Consider the following 16800-nt stretch of genomic DNA (forward strand, 5'->3'; position numbering starts at 1 on the left):
AGCACTGCCGCGCCAATGGTACTTGGGCTTAAGCCCCGGGAGAGTAGGTCACCGCCAAACCTAGTAAAAGCCCACATCTCTCTAACACGATGACACAATAACTGACACTGGCGCGGGGTGGAGCAGTCCGGTAGCTCGTCAGGCTCATAACCTGAAGGTCAGAGGTTCAAATCCTCTCCCCGCAACCAACTTCCAGCAGCCCGTTCGATCTACAAACAGTCAACTGGACTGTTTGCTTAACGATCAAACCTCGTCAGGCTCATAACCTGAAGGTCAGAGGTTCAAATCCTACTCCCGTAACCTGCGTCGCAATTCCCAAAACAAACCCTCAAACCAAAATCAATCCAACTGATCCAATGGATCAATGGCTTCTCCGCGACAGCCTCGCAAAACGAAACTCACAGACACAAAAGACGCATAAAACGATTCCTAAGGGCCAAATCTTATCTATTAGATTTGGATAAATGCTCTTAATCCATGATTTAACACCATACTGAGTGATATTAACGTTAAAGACGCTCGCGTACCGATTTCCATTGGCTTTTTGGTTTGGAGCCGACAACAAGCATGTCGACACTGCGGATAGATCGGCGCTTCCGACGATATTGCTGAGGATGACAACTCTTCGCTTCTTTTAAATGTGACCCGCTCAAACGGCGAAGTCATTTACGACCCGCTCGCCGCATGAACACCGATTGAACTATCGAGAAGACATCGCAACAAAAAACTGCTCACTCAGCCAATGTGGTTATCGCTTTAGTGCACCTAAATCCATCATCTCAATGGATTACAGGCCGATGATGCACTAACAATCAACTTGGACCAGTCTGATGAGGATGCTCAAGATGACTTGGAACCTTGGGAGAGAAGCGTGAGATACGTTGCCAAAGGTGTTTTCATTTGTTGCGCTGTTGCGCTTGTTTCTGTCTTTGCGGCCTGGCTATTCCTGTCCTCCGCGTTGTTTTCTTCTGTCAGGGCCACTTTTGTTGAGAGCCTGATCAGTAAGAAACTTGGTCAGGATGTCAGAATAGAAGATGAAGTGCGTCTCGGTCTGGGTCGGCAGTTGCAGATATCAGCGGCGGGGTTGGTACTACCCGGGGCGCCGGAAGCAGATGCGAAGCTGGCGGCAATCGACAAACTTGAATTCGAGGTTTCCGCGCGTGACCTCTGGAACAATAAGCTTTCTCTAAGTGGCCTCTCTGTCTCGGGTCTTCACCTGAACCTGATCACTGACAAGGATGGCGTTGGAAATTGGCGCTCTGTTTCTCAACCGAATGCAGCAGCTTCGCAAACCGCAAAACCTCCGACGCTACCGGTCGCCGGAATTCTGTCGGACCGCACAGTTGACCTGACCGACATCACCATTTTTTATCAGAATGAATTGAATGGGCTTGAACTGAATCTGCAGCTTCCTGAACTGCTTTTGAAGCGTGACGATCAAACCAACACGGCCTCTGCGGCTGGGGAAGGTTCGCTGAACGGCGAGAGGTTTGAGCTCAGCGGAACGTTTCCAGCGGAAGACCCGTTTCGGATAACAGCGGTTTTTGAACAAGTCTCTATTCTTGCCGAAGAAGTCCCTACGGAAGCCGGGCTTGAGGTGAGGACGACGATAGAGATTGTGGAACTTGGTCAGCTTCTCGGCATCCTGAAACTTGATCGAGTATTGGAAGGCTCTGGGCGTATTGGCGCCACGTTCCAAACGGCCAACGGCACTTCCCGGATCGATGATCTGGCCGTGCTGGCGGAGTTGGATGGTGGTCAAAGCCTCTCGCTGAACGGGCAAATCGGGGAATTGGGAAACCCCGAAGATGTATCGCTGACAACACGTATTCGGTTGTACCCGGAAAATGCTGAACCAGCCTCCGCCGCATCACGATATGATCTTAAACTTGTTGCGGTTGATATGGTAATGGACAGTGTTCCTGGGCAGGTTCCTCAGCGACAAATGGTTATCAAAACCAACGGGTTCACATTGGACACCTCGGGCGAAGGCCCGCCTCCAATCAAGTTTTCCGAGCTATCCAGAACACCCGAAGGCGCCTTGCGTGTTGGAAGCATCAACCTGAGAATTGGGAACCCCGCTGATCCGTTTGTCATTTTGAACGGATCGGTCGATGATGCGCTGAGGTTGCAAGGCATATCAGCTGAAGGTCTGATGGATATTCCGGCAAGCAGTCTGATCTCTCCAGAGTTGTTGGGGCCGGACGACCAGCTTGGCAGGTTTTCCGGCAACTTTCATTTGAACGGCGGCATCAATCAGCTGTCTCTAACGAATCTGGATGGCCAGACAAGCGAAACGGAAGTCTGGAATCTCGAGGTGCATGGCAAGGTCAAGAACGTGCTCAAATTCGAGGATCTGGATCTTGCAATTGATGTCGATGTCCCATCCGGGGCGGATCTGTTGGAGGCGCTGTCACTTGAACGTGTCGAAACCGGTCCTGCGCGGTTTGAAATCGGGCTTGTCAGCCAGGGCACTGATTGGAACGCAAATGCTGCTGTCGAGGTAGCCGACTCTGTCCTGCAAATCGTGGCCGATCTTGATGATGCAACAAGTGCCCCTGTATTGCGGGGTACTATTGAAAGTGAGCTGATCAAGGTAGATCAGATCCGTACCATCATTCAGGCCGTCGCACAGTTGAGGAAGTTAGGCGGTTCAGAGGCAGACGAGGAAGATGCCGATCAAGAAGACAGTGCTACCGGTCCGCTGAGAGATGTGACGCTTGAACCTATCGGCCGTTCAATTCTCTTGTCCGGTATGGATATGGATGTTGATATTGATCTTCGGCATATCGAAGGCGCCAGAGGCATAAGCAGTTTGCAGAGTGATCTGACTCTCAACGAAGAAGAGCTTAAGGCCGGGCCGTTGAAGTTTGAATACGGAGGCGCCCATTTCGACGTCAGCGGGCAAATGGATCTGTCGAATGACGCGCATCTGCTTACTTTGACCGGCAAGGCGGGCGGCTGGCAGCTGGATGACATCCTCCACAATCTGAACTTCAAAAAGGGCGCCAGCGGTACGATCTATGCTGATTTTTCGGTGACCGGCGGAACTGATTCACCAAAACACTTTGCCAACACCATGAATGGCAGCGCCACAGTTTCAATGCGGGACGGCTCGATCGAAACGCAGCTTCTGGATCTGGCGGGCCTTGGGGTCTTGCCTTGGGTATTTACAAAAGAAAAACAAAAGGTTGCGCCAATCGTATGCTTGCGCGCGCCGATCAATATTTCAAATGGAAATTTTTCGACAAAACAAACCACCCTGGAAACAGATCATGTCCAGGTTGTTGTCTTTGGCGATGTTAATGTGGCGGGAAAATCTCTGGATTTGAACCTGCAACCCCGAAAGATTGGCGAACCCCTTTCAAAAAGCCCCTGGCCAGTGACTTTGAGGGGTCCATTGTCCAAGCCGAACGTCAAGGTCAAGGATGGGCCGAAAAGGCTGAAACGATCTGATGGTGCGGATAAAATGCCGGCCAAAAGAAAACTCTGTGTTCCGGATATTTTGCAGCTCCAATAGTGGGCGAGCGGCTCGGTACCTGCCCGAACCCAGAGTTCGTGAAGGATCGTAATGTGACTGCTAAAGATGTCTGTTTTGGGCAAGGAGCGTTGATTGAAGGCCAAACCACGCTAGATGTTCAATGTCTTGTGGTCACCCGGAACCCCCGTGTTTGCGGCAATGGCTGGATCATCAGTCACAGGCTTCCACAGCTTCCAAAACAGGTCCAGGCACTCCATGCATGCCTAAAGCTAGCCAACAGTTTGCGCACTCTGACACCGTGCAACGCGGCAATTGACTGCAATACTCGGGGATAACACCAACTACCCCATGCCGCCTTGCGACATGCAAAAGGTTGCTTGTTTGCGAAAGCCCGGAGCCCAGCTAGGATGCAAGATACTGATTTTCGCGAGGTTGAAATGAAAAACCTGTTTCCGTCCATGCCCGAAGACGCGAATCTGGGCCACGTCTATCGCGCTTTCCCGGAGAAACTTGGACCTCTGGCAGAGTACCAAAATCGTGTCATGCGGGGCGACAGTGAACTCAGCATCGCGGAACGAGAGATCATTGCAGCCTATGTCTCCGGATTGAACGCCTGCGCTTTTTTTCATGGCGCGCACACCGTGCATGCCAAGGCTTTCGGCATTGATGTCAGCACCATCGAGGACTTGATGGATGATCTTGAAAGCGCGGATATCGACGACAGTCTAAAACCCATTCTGGCTTATTCCGGAAAACTAACAACCAGCCCCTCCCGCATGACTGAAGCCGATGCAAAAGCAGTCTACGATGCCGGTTGGTCCGAGAATGCGCTGTTTGACGCTATACAAGTTTGTGGTTTGTTCAACTTGATGAATCGTGTGTTGGAGGGCACCGGAATTACCGAGTATCATTCAGATACAAAATCCGTCGATGATGACGTGCTCGACAACCTGCGTAGCAAATGGTGCTACCTTGATTTTGGCAAGGCAAACGGGCTTTTCGCATGACTTCTGATCTGTCGGTCTGGGCCAGGGGCCTCGCAAAAGCGTATGGCGGGCGTGGCACAACAGCTTGAAACGGTAATCCAAATCAACAGGCCCGCCGGATCGGCGGGCCTTTTTGAGCTCTGCGTTGTCAGTCTTTCGTGCCGACGTTTTCTTCGAACGCAACCTTGAAGGCGGCCTGTTTCTCGGGGCTGGCCTCGGTTTGATATTTCGATTTCCATTCATCCATCGTCATGCCGTAGAAAATCTCGCGGGCTTCATCCTTGCCCAGTTCGATTCCCTTTTCGTTTGCCGCTTCCTGATACCAGCGCGACAGGCAGTTGCGACAAAACCCGGCGAGGTTCATCATGTCGATGTTCTGAACGTCCGTGCGGTCTTCCATCAGGTGCTTTTGCAACCGGCGAAATGCAGCAGCCTGAAGTTCAATTTCGGTTTGCTTGTCCATGATCTGGCTCCGGATGGCGAATGAGTTGCTTCTGACCTAACAATCCAGTGGACCCGTTACAAGAAACGGACGTGCCGAAGCGCCTTTTCACATCAATTTCAATGCTAGCCAAGGCACGATGCAGAAAACCAGCGTCAGGATTTTGTAGTTCGCAAGATACCTGAAATAGGCGCGTTTCACATCCGGGCGTTCCATCCGAAACATCCTGCCGTGAATGTCGGCAATCCAATCCTGCAAAAGCAGAACCATCAGGGTGGTAAACAGAAGCACCGCGATATTGAGCACGGCCATCCAACCAAAAAACGTCGTCAAAAACTCTTGTGTCATGATGACCCCCTTTCCCAGTTGATATGGGACATGAAGGCCGTGCTAACAACAGCGTGACGCAGGGTAAAGTACGCGCAGGACTTGCGGTCAAAGGTCGCTGGCTTCCAATGCATCTTGCAGGATCACCGCCAATCGCTCGGCCCATTCCCTTTGCCCCGCATGGTCTGCGATCAAGTCGTTGCGCAGCTCGATCAGTGCGTTGGGGCGTCCAAACGCGGTACAGTGTTTGTCAATCGCATCCCCTGGCAGAACTCCGGTATACGGCTCGTTGACGCCAACGCACAGATCATCCTCGGCCTGAAGCCTTTCGATCAGCGGGCCAGAGAACCGCTCGTCCGAGGTGTGCAGCACGCCAATGTGCCATGGGCGCGGCTCACGACCGCGCAGTTGGCGGGTGAAGGAATGCATCGAAACGATCACAGCATGGGGCAGGGCCGCCATTTGTGCCAGTGCCTCGTGGTAGGGGCGGTAGCACATATTCAGGCGACGTTCGCGCTCGTCTTCATCTGCGTGGCGATTTCCGGGGATGATTGACCCGTCATAGAGCTTCATCAACAGCGTGGGATCGTCTTCACCCCGGTTCGGGTCGATGACCAACCGCGAGAAGTTGGCGGCAATCACCGGCGCGTTCAGGATCTCACCCAAGTGTTTCGACACCTCATACGCGCCGACATCATAGGCGATGTGGCGTTCCATATCCTCGCGCGGCAGACCGAGATCGCCGCCATTTACGTCAGGGGGAACAGTATTGGTTGCATGGTCGCATGTAATCAGCCAGCGAGACGGGCGATCCGCACCGTGGACGAAAAATGGAGTGTATGTCATCAGCCTGTCATCTTGTTTGCCGCTGGTGTAGGGCAGTTGCTTTGAAAAGGGAATTGCGCAATAAGCATCGAGATGATGTTTGCGGTAACATTTTGCGGAAGCTGATCTGCAAACTTGAGATGACGTAAGGAGGTCTATGCCAATGCGACGCCTGAGAAATGTGAAAATCGTGGCGACGCTGGGGCCAGCGTCAAATGACTATGACACGATTAGTGCCCTGCACGAGGCTGGCGCGGATGTCTTTCGTCTGAACATGAGCCATGGCAGCCATGATGAGATCCGCGAACGGCACAAGATCATTCGGCAGGTGGAAAAGGATCTGGACAGCCCGATTGCCATTCTGGCCGACCTTCAGGGACCCAAGCTGCGCGTTGGTGTCTTTGCCAATGAGGCAGAGGAGCTGGAAGAAGGTGCGTCCTTCCGTCTCGACCTCGACCCTGCTGCGGGCGACATCAACCGGGTCTGCCTGCCGCATCCCGAGATTTTCGCGGCGCTTGAGCCGGGCGCCCGCCTGCTGGTGAATGACGGCAAGATCCGACTGATCGTTCAGGACTGCGGGCAGGCTTTTGCAAATTGTACGGTCGAGGTGGGTGGCACGATCTCGAACCGCAAGGGCGTCAACGTTCCTGATGTGGTACTGCCGCTGGCGGCTTTGTCGGCCAAGGACCGAGAGGATCTGGAATTTGTCTGCCAACTGGGTGTGGACTGGTTGGCGCTGAGCTTCGTGCAGCGCGCCAAGGACGTTTTCGAGGCTCGTGCGCTTGCGGATGGTCGCGCGGCGATCCTGTCCAAGATTGAAAAACCTGCCGCAGTTGAGGCGTTTGACGACATCCTTGATGCGTCGGACGGGATCATGGTGGCACGCGGCGACCTGGGCGTGGAACTGCCTGTTTCTGCCGTGCCTCCGATCCAGAAACGACTGGTCCGTAAATGCCGCGGGGCAGCCAAGCCCGTCATCGTCGCCACACAGATGCTGGAAAGCATGATCGAAAGCCCGATGCCGACCCGTGCCGAAGTGTCGGATGTTGCGACGGCGATCTACGAAGGTACCGACGCCATCATGCTCAGCGCGGAATCGGCAGCCGGTGCCTATCCGATCGAAGCGGTGCAGACGATGAACAAGGTTGCCATCGAAGTCGAAGCCGACCCGACATATACGCAGATCATCGCGGCGTCGCGTACCGCCAAGGGAACCACCGTTGCGGACGGGATTGTTGCCGCCGCGCGTGAAATAGCCGAGAAAACCGATATCAAGGCGATCTGCTGCTTTACGCAAAGTGGCACGACAGCCGCATTGACCGCGCGCGAACGTCCCGGCGTTCCGATTATCGCGATGACGTCGCTGATGGGAACGGCGCGCAGACTCTGCCTGAGTTGGGGATGCAACTGCGTCATGACGCCCGAGCTTGAACGGTTCAAAAGCGCGGTTGTAAACGCAGCGCGCGCCGCAAGGGCAGGGGGCTTTGCAAGTGAAACCGACCAGATCGTTGTCACCGCCGGAGTGCCGTTCAACGTACCGGGTACCACCAACATTCTGCGCGTGGCGCCCTGTGACGAGCGACTGATCTACAGCACGGATCCCGAATAACCGGAACGGGTATCAAGGTCCGGACACCCGTTGGCCAACCGGCTCTTTCACGGCCTCCATGACCGTGAAAGAGCTGGTTTGGTGAATCCCGGGCAGCTTGTTGATTTTCTCACCCAGTATCATCCGGAAATGCGCGATATCGCGGGTGCGGACAGTCAGAAGATAATCGAACGACCCTGCCACCATCAGGCAACTTTCGATTTCCGGCACATCGCGTACGGCCTCGTTGAATTTTTCTAGGGATTGCTCGGCCGTTGCGGTCAACGAAACCTGTACGACGGTCAGAAGGGCCAGCCCCATTCTCTCTTTGTCGACGATGGCGCTGTAGCCCTTGATATAGCCGTTCTTTTCCAGCCGTTTCACACGTTCGGAACACGGCGTATTCGTAAGGTTTACGCGCGCCGCAAGCTCAACTATTGAGAGCCGGCCATTGGCCTCAAGCTCGTTCAGGATGCGTTGATCGATATTGTCCAATTCTCTACTAATCAGTAAAACTTCCTGTTATTTTAGTGTAAAACGACAATTTCCACTGAATATAGTCCAAAAAAATCCCCAATTCCTAGTGAAAATTCCTGATACTTACCAAAGGGCGGTCTTATTGAAAGTTCCAAGTTCCGGCTGCCCTGCCGGGGGCACGGGCCTCGGCCAAATGAAAAATAATGGAGGAACGACATGACAACAAAGATTGTCATAGGACTCGACGGGACAGAGACCGGTGAGCGCGTGATTGCCTTTGCCAAGGATTTGGCAAAGTTGATCGGGTCGTGTGAACTGGTGGTCGCTTATGTGATTGAATGGTCCCCTTACACCTTTCAGACACCGGAAGAAAACGCGCAGCGTCACAAGCGACGGGAAGAAGAGGTTGATCTGGCAACGTCGCGGATCGTGACACCTGCCGTTGAGGCCCTCAGAGAGGCTGGTTTTGAAGCGCAGGGTGTTGTTCGCCACGGCGACGTGGCCGAGACCTTGAACGCCATTACAATGGAAATGGGCGGCTCGCAGATCGTTGTCGGCCGGTCTTCGGCGGACGGGATCAAGAAACGTATCTTCGGCAGCTCGACCCAGAACCTTGTGATGCATGCCGATGTTCCGGTCACGGTTGTGAACTGAAGGGAGGGACAAAATGAGAATGCTTAAACAACTCGGCGCCTCAATGGCAGCCGCTATTGTTGCCAGCCCTGCCTTTGCGCAAGAAGCTCCGGGGCTTGATGAAAAAATCAACCAGACTTTCGCTGATCTGACCGGTCCATTCGTCAGCTTCATCTTCGCGCCATTCCCCGGGACCAGTTTCCCATGGATCGTGATGTGGCTGGTGATCGCTGCGACGGTCTTCACGCTGTATTTTGCTTTTGTGCAGATGCGGTTTTTTGGCCACGCAATCAGTCTTGTCAAAGGTGACTATTCCGACCCCAATGATGCGGGCGAGGTCAGCCATTTTCAGGCTCTGGCCACGGCGCTTTCCGGTACGGTCGGTCTGGGGAATATCGCGGGTGTTGCTGTTGCCGTCGGCATCGGCGGACCGGGCGCAACCTTCTGGATGATCCTGGCGGGTCTTCTGGGGATGGCGTCGAAATTCACCGAATGTACGCTGGGCGTGAAGTACCGCAACGAGTACGAAGACGGCACCGTTTCGGGTGGCCCGATGTACTATATGTCCAAAGGGTTCAACGAACTGGGCTTGCCGGGTGGCAAGATCCTGGCGGTTTTGTTCTCGATCTTCTGTATCCTTGGCGCGCTGGGTGGGGGCAACATGTTCCAGGCCAATCAGGCGCATCAGCAGATCGCGGGAATCGTAGGTGACTATCCGGGCTGGATTACCGGGCTGGTCTTCGCAGCGGTTGTTTTCATGGTCATCGTCGGCGGCCTGAAGTCTATCGCACGGGTGACCGAGAAGGTGGTGCCATTCATGGGCATTCTCTATGTTCTGACCGCTTTGGTCATCATCTTGATGAATGCGGATATGATCGGCTGGGCCTTTGGTCAGATCTTCGCCGGCGCCTTCACCGGCCTGGGTGTTGCAGGCGGCATGGTCGGGGCGCTGATCCAAGGCTTCAAACGTGCGGCGTTTTCGAACGAAGCGGGTGTTGGCTCGGCAGCGATTGCGCACTCGGCTGTTCGGACCAAGGAACCGATCACGGAAGGCTTCGTTTCCTTGCTGGAACCGTTCATCGACACCGTGGTGATCTGCACAATGACCGCTCTGGTCATCATCATCACCCAGCAATTGATCATCGATCCGGAAACCGGAAACTACATGCTGAATGAGGCCGGCACGGCGATTGCCACTGTTGACGGCAACTCGGGTGTCAGCCTGACCTCTGCCGCCTTCGGCAGCGCGTTCAGTTTCTTCCCGTATATCCTGGCGGTTGCGGTGATCCTGTTTGCCTTCTCGACCATGATCAGCTGGTCCTACTATGGCCTCAAGGCCTGGACCTACCTGTTCGGTGAGGGCCACACCAAAGAGCTGGTGTTCAAGATCATCTTCTGCATCTTCGTCGTCATCGGTGCCGCAGCCAACCTTGGCCCGGTCATCGACTTCTCGGATGCGGCGATCTTTGCGATGGCGGTGGTCAACGTCTTTGCGCTCTACTTCCTGATGAAAGTGGTGCGTCAGGAGCTGGCCTCGTATTCCGAGCGCCTGAAAACCGGTGAAATCCGGAAATTCGAACACTAAACCCAATCACTGGGGCGGCCTATGTCGCCCCAGTGCCCGATCAGCCGGCAAAAAGCGCAGATTCTGATCCAAACCCTCTTGCCAGTATGACCGAACTTGCGTAAACGGCGCTTCTGATCGCGTGACCGGCCGAGATGGCATGCCGAGTCGCGTCTGGAACCGAACCCGAAAAAGGAGACGGAAATGCCTAAGATGAAGACCAAGTCGAGCGCCAAAAAGCGCTTCAAGGTGACTGCGACCGGTAAGGTCCTTGCTGGCCAGGCCGGCAAACGGCACGGCATGATCAAGCGGACCAAGAAATTCATCCGCGACGCCCGTGGCAACACCACCCTGTCCGCCCCCGACGCCAAGATCGTCAAGGGCTACATGCCCTACGACCGCTAAGAGGAGATTAAGAGATGTCCCGCGTTAAAGGTGGAACCGTAACTCACGCCCGTCACAAGAAGGTCATCAAGGCCGCCAAAGGTTACTATGGCCGCCGCAAGAGCACCTTCAAGGTTGCCCGTCAGGCCGTCGACAAGGCCAACCAGTATGCAACCCGCGACCGCAAGAACCGCAAGCGCAACTTCCGCGCCCTGTGGATCCAGCGGATCAACGCTGCTGTGCGTTCGCATGACGAGGCCCTGACATATTCCCGCTTCATCAACGGCTTGAACCTGGCCGGCATTGAAGTGGACCGCAAAGTTCTGGCCGACCTGGCCGTGCACGAACCGGAAGCGTTCGGCGCGATCGTCGCCAAAGCTCAGGCAGCTCTGACCGCCTGATCCTCTTTCGAGAGACAGTGAAAGAAAGGCCGTCCCATTTGGGGCGGCTTTTTTGCTTTCCATAGATTGGACGTCGGTGTTAAGCACACTCTGGACATCGTCCAGCAGTCGTGCGCACCTTAAACTATGTCGCTGGTACAAGACTTTGAGCAAGTTTTAGAAACTGCCTTGCCACGCGATCCCAGCTTTCGGCGGATCGAACAGACGGCGATAGACAGTTGCATTAGTGATGCCCGAAGATACGCTTCAGAAGGTCTAAAAGAGGCCTTTCTGTTTTCAACAATGCGCCTACTGGCACTTCCCGACAACGGGCACACACGGCTGATTCCGAATGATGCCATCTCGGTGCTCCCGCTGAGATTCGTGAGCATCGGAACTGCCATCCAGTTAGTTGGTACGGCACCAGAAACAACGGCGCCCAGAGGAAAGCTGGTTGCAGTCAACGGCACACCGTTAAGTCAAATCGAAGCCGCCTCAGAAACATTTCTGGCAGGAACGCGCCAAAGGAAACGGGTAATCGGATCGATTATACTCGTGTGGCCCTATGCTTTGGCTCGTCTCGGTTTTTCCTCAAAAGACGAAACGACCGAGTATCGCGTGCAAGACGAGAACGGTCAGATATCCGGATTCAAAGTGGAAAACGGTCATACGGTTCCTGCATCAACGCTCTACCCGAGAAATGAGCATGGCCGGGCCGATCCGGCTTGGACACCCGAGAGACTTGTGGAGACTAAGGGCTGGCGGGGACTTGGGCTTTCGATACTGTTGCCCAGTTTTCTCGATTCAGGAGAAGGTGCGCTGCCGAAAGCCATCTCAGGTGCAGCAGAACAAGTAAGCGTTTGCTTGGAAAAAAAACTCTTGATTGACATTCGTGGAAACACCGGTGGCGACTTTCTCAAAACGATGCCCTTGATCGACGCCATCTGTGAAAACGCAAGCAGGCAGGTTGTTGTGCTTGTCGATAAATTCACGTTTTCGGCTGCGATAGTTTTTGTCGCCATCCTCAAACATCGATTGGGACCTAGGCTCAAGCTCATAGGGGAAGAAATGGGTGACGGGTTGACGTTTTTTGCCGAGGGAGGTTCGCTCGATTTGCCAACCAGCGGGGCGGTCGTTCGATACTCATCGGCTTTTCATGATTGGGAGAACGGAACCAGCGATGAAACCACACCAGCCGAGATCGCGCGGCAACTAGTTCCGGCTGGAACACTGGATTTGGATTGGGAATTGATCAACGAACCTACCGCTGAAGATGCACACGGCGCGTTCTATCAACGAATTCTCAGAAGTCTGAGAAATTAGACGAATGGCAGGAAAGCCCGCGTAGATGCCACGCGAACGCAAAAAAACCGGCGCATTCAGCGCCGGCTTTTGTAAATTCATTGAGGTAACTTACCCGAACACACGCCCCAGCGCGCCATCGACCGCGTCGGTGATCTGGTCGATGTCATCGGCCGTGGCGATCAGGGCGGGCGAGAAGCACAGCGTGTTGTTGCGGCTTGGGATCGAGCGGTTTGTGACACCGATGATCACGCCCTGGTTCATACAGTCGGACACAACCGCCTGCGCCAGTTTCTCGTCCACAGGCTCTTTGCTGGTACGGTCTGCGACCAGCTCGGCACCCAGGAACAGGCCCTTGCCGCGCACGTCGCCAATAACCTTGTGCTTTTCCATCAGCGCCTGGAGGTTGCCCATCATGCGGTCACCCATGGCCGCGCAATTGCCCAGAAGGTTTTCATCCTCGATGATGCGCATGTTTTCGATCGCAGCCGCCGGACCGGCAGTGCAGCCACCAAAGGTCGAGATGTCGCGGAAATAGCTCATCGGGTCCGAAGCATCATCCTTGAACATGTCAAAGACCTCCTCGGTGGTGACCATGCAGGCAATCGCGGCATAGCCCGAGGCCACGCCCTTGGCCATGGTCACGAAATCCGGCTTGATGCCGTATTGCTGATAACCGAACCATGTGCCGGTGCGGCCCACGCCGCAGACAACCTCGTCGATATGCAGCAGCACGTCGTATTTCTTGCAGATCTCCTGCACGCGCTGCCAGTAACCCTCGGGCGCTTCGATCACGCCGCCACCTGCGGTCACCGGCTCAAGACACAGCGCGCCAACGGTGTCGGGGCCTTCGCGCAGGATGACCTGTTCGATCTGGTCTGCCGCCCATTCGCCGAAATTCTCTTCGGGGGCACCGTCCAGTTCGTGCTTGCGATATTCCATGCAGTGGGGCACGCGCACGAAATCCGGTGCAAAGGGGCCGTATTGTGCGGTGCGCTCGTCCTGACCGCCTGCCGACATGGTTGCCAGCGTCGAGCCGTGATAATCGCGGTCACGATACAGGATCTTGGTCTTTTTGCCGCCGTACTTCTTGTGTGCGATCTGGCGCACCATCTTGAAGGCTTTCTCGTTCGCCTCGCTCCCTGAGTTGGTGTAATACACGCGGCTCATTCCGGGCATCTTGTCGATCAGTTGCTCGGCAAAGATCGCGCCGGGGATCGAGCCGGCCGAATTGGCGAAATAGCACAGCTTCATCAGCTGGTCGTAAACGGCCTTGCAGATCGATTCGCGGCCATAGCCGACGTTGACGGTCCAGACGCCGCCGGAAACCGCATCCAGATGCTCTTTGCCTTTCTGGTCCCAGACGCGCATGCCCTTGCCTTCGACAATGATGCGGGGGTCATTGGTTTCAAAGGGTTTGTGCTGGATCAGATGATGCCAGATATGGGCGCGGTCGGCTTCGACCACGCGGGAAAGATCGTTTTCGTTGAACGTGCCGTCCATGACAAGTCCTTTCAGTGAGGTGCGGTGCACGGGGTGCGGAAATGGCGTGCCCCGGCATATGTTTAAGATGCTTCAGATCACCGCGAATGGCCGGATCTAAGTAGGGCCAGATCGCACCATCCCGTATTGCCAGTCAATAAGGGTACCGTAATACTACGGATTTGTCAGAGCACCAAGTTTATGCTCAAGTCGCGCAAACCGAGTGCAGGGAGGATCAGCAGTTGGCAGCGACCAATATCTATGAGCGTCATTTGGACAAATGCCGGGCGAATTACACACCCTTGTCGCCCCTCTCGTTCATTGAGCGCACGGCGCAGGTTTATCCTGATTACCCGTCGGTCGTTTATGGTGAGCGGCGGTATACCTGGGCTGAAACCTATGCCCGGTGCCGTCAGCTGGCGGGGGTCCTGAATGCGCGGGGTATCGGAAAGGGTGATACTGTTTCAATTATCGCCGCAAACATCCCCGAGATGTACGAAGCGCATTTTGGTGTGCCCATGGCGGGTGCCGTTTTGAACGCCATCAACACGCGTCTGGATGCTCCGATAGTCGCTTTCATCCTGAACCACGCCGAAGCCAAGGTCTTGTTGGTTGACCCCGAGTTTTCCGGCGTCGTGAAAGAGGCGCTGGAGCAGGTTGATCATGATATTCTGGTAATCGACATCGAGGATCCCAGCTTTGAAGGCGGTGAAAGGCTTGGCAGTCTGACCTATGACGCCCTGATATCAGAAGGAGACCCCGAATTTGGCTGGTCACTGCCCGAGGATGAATGGGACGCGATCACGCTGAACTATACGTCCGGCACAACGGGCAATCCAAAGGGCGTGGTTTATCACCACCGCGGCGCCACGCTGAATGCTCAATCGGATTTGCTGGACTGGGATATGCCCAAGCATTCGATCTATCTGTGGACCTTGCCGATGTTTCACTGCAACGGCTGGTGCTTCCCTTGGGCCATGGCCGCCAATGCGGGCGTGTCCGTCTGTCTGCGCGCCGTGCGTGCTGAGCCGATCTATGCGGCATTCCGTGATGAGAAGGTCACCCATTTCTGCGGTGCTCCCATCGTTTTGAACATGCTGGCCCACGCGCCGGATGAACTGAAAGACTTTGACCATCAGATCAAGGTTATGACCGCGGGCGCTCCGCCGCCGGCCGCCGTGATCGAAGCGATGGAGGCGATGGGGGTCGAGGTCACGCACGTTTATGGCCTGACCGAGACTTACGGGCCCTCGGTCGTTTGTGCCTGGAAGGATGAATGGAACGACAAGGGACCCGAAGATCGTGCTGCCCTGAAAGTAAGGCAGGGCGTGCGGTATACGGCACTGTCTGGCCTGATGGTGGCCGATCCCGAAACGATGGAGCCCGTGCCTGCGGATGGTGAAACCATGGGCGAGATCTTTATGCAGGGCAACGTGGTGATGAAAGGGTATCTCAAGAACCCTGATGCCACCGATGGGGCCTTCAAGGGCGGCTGGTTCGCATCCGGCGATTTGGGCGTCATGCATCCGGATGGCTATATCGCGCTCAAAGACCGGTCCAAGGACATCATCATTTCAGGCGGCGAGAATATCTCCTCCGTCGAGGTCGAGGGCATTCTCTACAAACACCCGGCAGTCATGGAAGCGGCGGTTGTGGCCCGGCCAGACGAGAAATGGGGCGAAACCCCCTGTGCCTTTGTCGAGCTGAAGCCCGGTACAACCGCGACCGAGGCAGAGCTGATTGCCTTTTGCCGGGACAACATGGCCCATTTCAAAGCGCCCAAGACCGTGGTGTTTGGCACCCTGCCGAAGACTTCAACCGGCAAGGTGCAGAAATTCGTTCTGCGGGATCAGGCGCGGGCGCTGGGCTGAAGCGTGTCGAAGATCGACAGGTCCAGATCCAGCATTTCACCCATCCAAATCGCGCGATCACGGTGATCGGCCAGATGGTCGCCGGTTTCCGGGTGGGTGAAAACGGTAAGGCCCCGCCGGTTCAGCATCAACCACGGAGTGACCTGATCGAAGGCATCAGCCGCAAAGCTCAATTGGCAGCTCCAGCGCGGGTGGGGGCCGACATTGCGGCTGTGCATGCGTCCCATCCGGACGGGGAACAGACGGGCGGCCTCTTCGCAGACCTGTTGCGCCGTGTGCTGCGTGTCGGCGTCGAAATAGACATGGGCGTGGTATCCGGTGATCTCGGGCATCAGAACCTCTTTTGCTTTGATGAAACAAAGCTAAGTCCGATTGCGACGAACGCCTAGGCACACCGGCACACAGGACCTGTGCAAGCTTATTGGGGTGCGTGCCTGTCAGGATGCGCCGCGACAAATGCGGGGTGATCGGCACAGGCCTTTTCGACACCCAGCAGACGCGGCATGTCCGACAGGTCGACCTTCCACCTGCGCGCATTGTAGATCTGCGGGATCAGGCAGATGTCGGCGAGGCCGGGCTGTGAACCGACACAATAGGGGGTTTGTTCAAACTCACCCAACATGGCCTCGAAGGCCTGCAACCCCGGCCGTATGAAGTGCCGCATCCACTCCCCGGGCATGTCGGTCGGATCTTTGCTGAGGGTGGTCGCATGGCGAGCAACTGAAAGGTTGCAAACAGGGTGAATGTCCACCGCAATCGCATAGGCCAGCGCCTGCACGCGCGCGCGCCCTGCTGCATCGTCGGGCAGAAGGTTCAATTCACGTGTCTTGTCGAGATAGTCGAGAATGGCCAGAGACTGCGTCAGCCGCTGCCCGTCAATATCCAGCACCGGAACCAACCCTTGTGGATTTCGCGCAATATGTGCATCGCCCTTGTGTTCGCCGCCCACCAGGTCGACGACAACCGCGCGATAGTCGATCCCGGCCAGATTCAGGGCGATCCGCACCCGATAGCTGGCCGAGGACCGCCAATAGTCATAAAGGACGGTTTTGCTCACA

The 16800-nt window shown here is 55.5% G+C and carries 16 protein-coding genes and 1 tRNA gene; 10 read left to right on the forward strand and 7 right to left on the reverse strand.

What is annotated here, in order from left to right; all coding sequences use genetic code 11:
• Nucleotides 1–111: 111 nt before the first annotated feature.
• From ACR0C6_RS18280 to ACR0C6_RS18290, 3 genes are all read left to right on the forward strand, one after another.
• A tRNA-Met gene (locus ACR0C6_RS18280) sits at nt 112–188 on the forward strand.
• Between the two features lie 683 nt (nt 189–871).
• On the forward strand, nt 872–3520 hold the full coding sequence (locus ACR0C6_RS18285; protein WP_480620586.1) for an AsmA family protein: 2649 nt from the start codon (nt 872–874) through the stop codon (nt 3518–3520).
• 368 nt (nt 3521–3888) lie between these two features.
• Nucleotides 3889–4488, forward strand: a complete 600-nt coding sequence (locus ACR0C6_RS18290) for a carboxymuconolactone decarboxylase family protein (protein WP_480447419.1) — start codon at nt 3889–3891, stop codon at nt 4486–4488.
• A 127-nt stretch (nt 4489–4615) separates the two neighbouring features.
• Here the strand turns inward: ACR0C6_RS18290 and ACR0C6_RS18295 are convergent, their stop codons facing one another.
• From ACR0C6_RS18295 to ACR0C6_RS18305, 3 genes are all read right to left on the reverse strand, one after another.
• On the reverse strand, nt 4616–4930 hold the full coding sequence (locus ACR0C6_RS18295; protein WP_152456994.1) for a DUF1244 domain-containing protein: 315 nt from the start codon (nt 4928–4930) through the stop codon (nt 4616–4618).
• 87 nt (nt 4931–5017) lie between these two features.
• A complete protein-coding gene (locus ACR0C6_RS18300) occupies nt 5018–5257 on the reverse strand; it encodes a DUF6868 family protein (RefSeq protein ID WP_152456995.1) in 240 nt (79 codons plus the stop codon).
• Between the two features lie 87 nt (nt 5258–5344).
• Complete coding sequence (locus ACR0C6_RS18305; RefSeq protein ID WP_480447420.1) at nt 5345–6082, reverse strand: N-formylglutamate amidohydrolase; 738 nt, start codon at nt 6080–6082, stop codon at nt 5345–5347.
• A gap of 142 nt (nt 6083–6224) precedes the next feature.
• On the opposite strand from ACR0C6_RS18305, the gene pyk reads away from it, so the two are divergent.
• Nucleotides 6225–7670 (forward strand): pyruvate kinase, encoded by a 1446-nt coding sequence (gene pyk / locus ACR0C6_RS18310; RefSeq protein WP_480620588.1) that lies wholly within the window; start codon nt 6225–6227, stop codon nt 7668–7670.
• A gap of 12 nt (nt 7671–7682) precedes the next feature.
• Here pyk and ACR0C6_RS18315 read toward each other — a convergent pair whose 3' ends face one another.
• Complete coding sequence (locus ACR0C6_RS18315) at nt 7683–8144, reverse strand: Lrp/AsnC ligand binding domain-containing protein (protein ID WP_480620590.1); 462 nt, start codon at nt 8142–8144, stop codon at nt 7683–7685.
• Between the two features lie 198 nt (nt 8145–8342).
• Here ACR0C6_RS18315 and ACR0C6_RS18320 point away from each other — a divergent pair, with 198 nt between their 5' ends.
• The 5 genes from ACR0C6_RS18320 (at nt 8343) to ACR0C6_RS18340 (ending at nt 12410) form a co-directional block, all read left to right on the forward strand.
• Nucleotides 8343–8780, forward strand: coding sequence for a universal stress protein (locus tag ACR0C6_RS18320; protein ID WP_171229185.1), 438 nt, complete (start codon nt 8343–8345; stop codon nt 8778–8780).
• A 13-nt stretch (nt 8781–8793) separates the two neighbouring features.
• Entirely contained in the window at nt 8794–10344 is a 1551-nt protein-coding gene (locus ACR0C6_RS18325; RefSeq protein ID WP_171229184.1) for an alanine/glycine:cation symporter family protein, read from the forward strand.
• Nucleotides 10345–10527: 183 nt separating this feature from the next.
• Nucleotides 10528–10728 carry a 50S ribosomal protein L35 gene (rpmI, locus tag ACR0C6_RS18330; RefSeq protein ID WP_010443552.1) on the forward strand — a complete coding sequence of 67 codons (201 nt, stop codon included), beginning with the start codon at nt 10528–10530 and terminating at the stop codon, nt 10726–10728.
• 14 nt (nt 10729–10742) lie between these two features.
• Entirely contained in the window at nt 10743–11108 is a 366-nt protein-coding gene (gene rplT / locus ACR0C6_RS18335) for a 50S ribosomal protein L20 (protein WP_152457001.1), read from the forward strand.
• Between the two features lie 126 nt (nt 11109–11234).
• On the forward strand, nt 11235–12410 hold the full coding sequence (locus ACR0C6_RS18340; protein WP_480620592.1) for a S41 family peptidase: 1176 nt from the start codon (nt 11235–11237) through the stop codon (nt 12408–12410).
• Nucleotides 12411–12500: 90 nt separating this feature from the next.
• On the opposite strand, the gene ACR0C6_RS18345 is transcribed toward ACR0C6_RS18340, so the two are convergent.
• Complete coding sequence (locus tag ACR0C6_RS18345) at nt 12501–13892, reverse strand: aminotransferase family protein (RefSeq protein WP_480620677.1); 1392 nt, start codon at nt 13890–13892, stop codon at nt 12501–12503.
• A 221-nt stretch (nt 13893–14113) separates the two neighbouring features.
• On the opposite strand from ACR0C6_RS18345, the gene ACR0C6_RS18350 reads away from it, so the two are divergent.
• Nucleotides 14114–15742 carry an acyl-CoA synthetase gene (locus ACR0C6_RS18350; RefSeq protein ID WP_480620594.1) on the forward strand — a complete coding sequence of 543 codons (1629 nt, stop codon included), beginning with the start codon at nt 14114–14116 and terminating at the stop codon, nt 15740–15742.
• On the opposite strand, the gene ACR0C6_RS18355 is transcribed toward ACR0C6_RS18350, so the two are convergent.
• Both ACR0C6_RS18355 and maiA read right to left on the reverse strand, forming a co-directional pair.
• The gene (locus tag ACR0C6_RS18355; protein WP_152457005.1) at nt 15721–16074 is read right to left on the reverse strand and encodes a DOPA 4,5-dioxygenase family protein; all 354 of its coding nucleotides are present in this window, start codon (nt 16072–16074) and stop codon (nt 15721–15723) included. The genes ACR0C6_RS18350 and ACR0C6_RS18355 overlap by 22 nt on opposite strands.
• An 86-nt stretch (nt 16075–16160) precedes the next feature.
• Nucleotides 16161–16799, reverse strand: a complete 639-nt coding sequence (gene maiA / locus ACR0C6_RS18360; RefSeq protein WP_480620596.1) for a maleylacetoacetate isomerase — start codon at nt 16797–16799, stop codon at nt 16161–16163.
• Nucleotide 16800: the final 1 nt, after the last annotated feature.

The organism is Ruegeria sp. AL12, from assembly GCF_056540885.1.

Excerpts from the sequence above, each read along its gene's own strand:
- ACR0C6_RS18290 (WP_480447419.1), top strand. The coding sequence starts at position 3,889 with ATGCAAGATACTGATTTTCGCGAGGTTGAAATGAAAAACCTGTTTCCG.
- ACR0C6_RS18295 (WP_152456994.1), bottom strand. The coding sequence starts at position 4,930 with ATGGACAAGCAAACCGAAATTGAACTTCAGGCTGCTGCATTTCGCCGG.
- ACR0C6_RS18300 (WP_152456995.1), bottom strand. The coding sequence starts at position 5,257 with ATGACACAAGAGTTTTTGACGACGTTTTTTGGTTGGATGGCCGTGCTC.
- ACR0C6_RS18305 (WP_480447420.1), bottom strand. The coding sequence starts at position 6,082 with ATGACATACACTCCATTTTTCGTCCACGGTGCGGATCGCCCGTCTCGC.
- pyk (WP_480620588.1), top strand. The coding sequence starts at position 6,225 with ATGCGACGCCTGAGAAATGTGAAAATCGTGGCGACGCTGGGGCCAGCG.
- ACR0C6_RS18320 (WP_171229185.1), top strand. The coding sequence starts at position 8,343 with ATGACAACAAAGATTGTCATAGGACTCGACGGGACAGAGACCGGTGAG.
- ACR0C6_RS18325 (WP_171229184.1), top strand. The coding sequence starts at position 8,794 with ATGAGAATGCTTAAACAACTCGGCGCCTCAATGGCAGCCGCTATTGTT.
- rpmI (WP_010443552.1), top strand. The coding sequence starts at position 10,528 with ATGCCTAAGATGAAGACCAAGTCGAGCGCCAAAAAGCGCTTCAAGGTG.
- rplT (WP_152457001.1), top strand. The coding sequence starts at position 10,743 with ATGTCCCGCGTTAAAGGTGGAACCGTAACTCACGCCCGTCACAAGAAG.
- ACR0C6_RS18340 (WP_480620592.1), top strand. The coding sequence starts at position 11,235 with ATGTCGCTGGTACAAGACTTTGAGCAAGTTTTAGAAACTGCCTTGCCA.
- ACR0C6_RS18345 (WP_480620677.1), bottom strand. The coding sequence starts at position 13,892 with ATGGACGGCACGTTCAACGAAAACGATCTTTCCCGCGTGGTCGAAGCC.
- ACR0C6_RS18355 (WP_152457005.1), bottom strand. The coding sequence starts at position 16,074 with ATGCCCGAGATCACCGGATACCACGCCCATGTCTATTTCGACGCCGAC.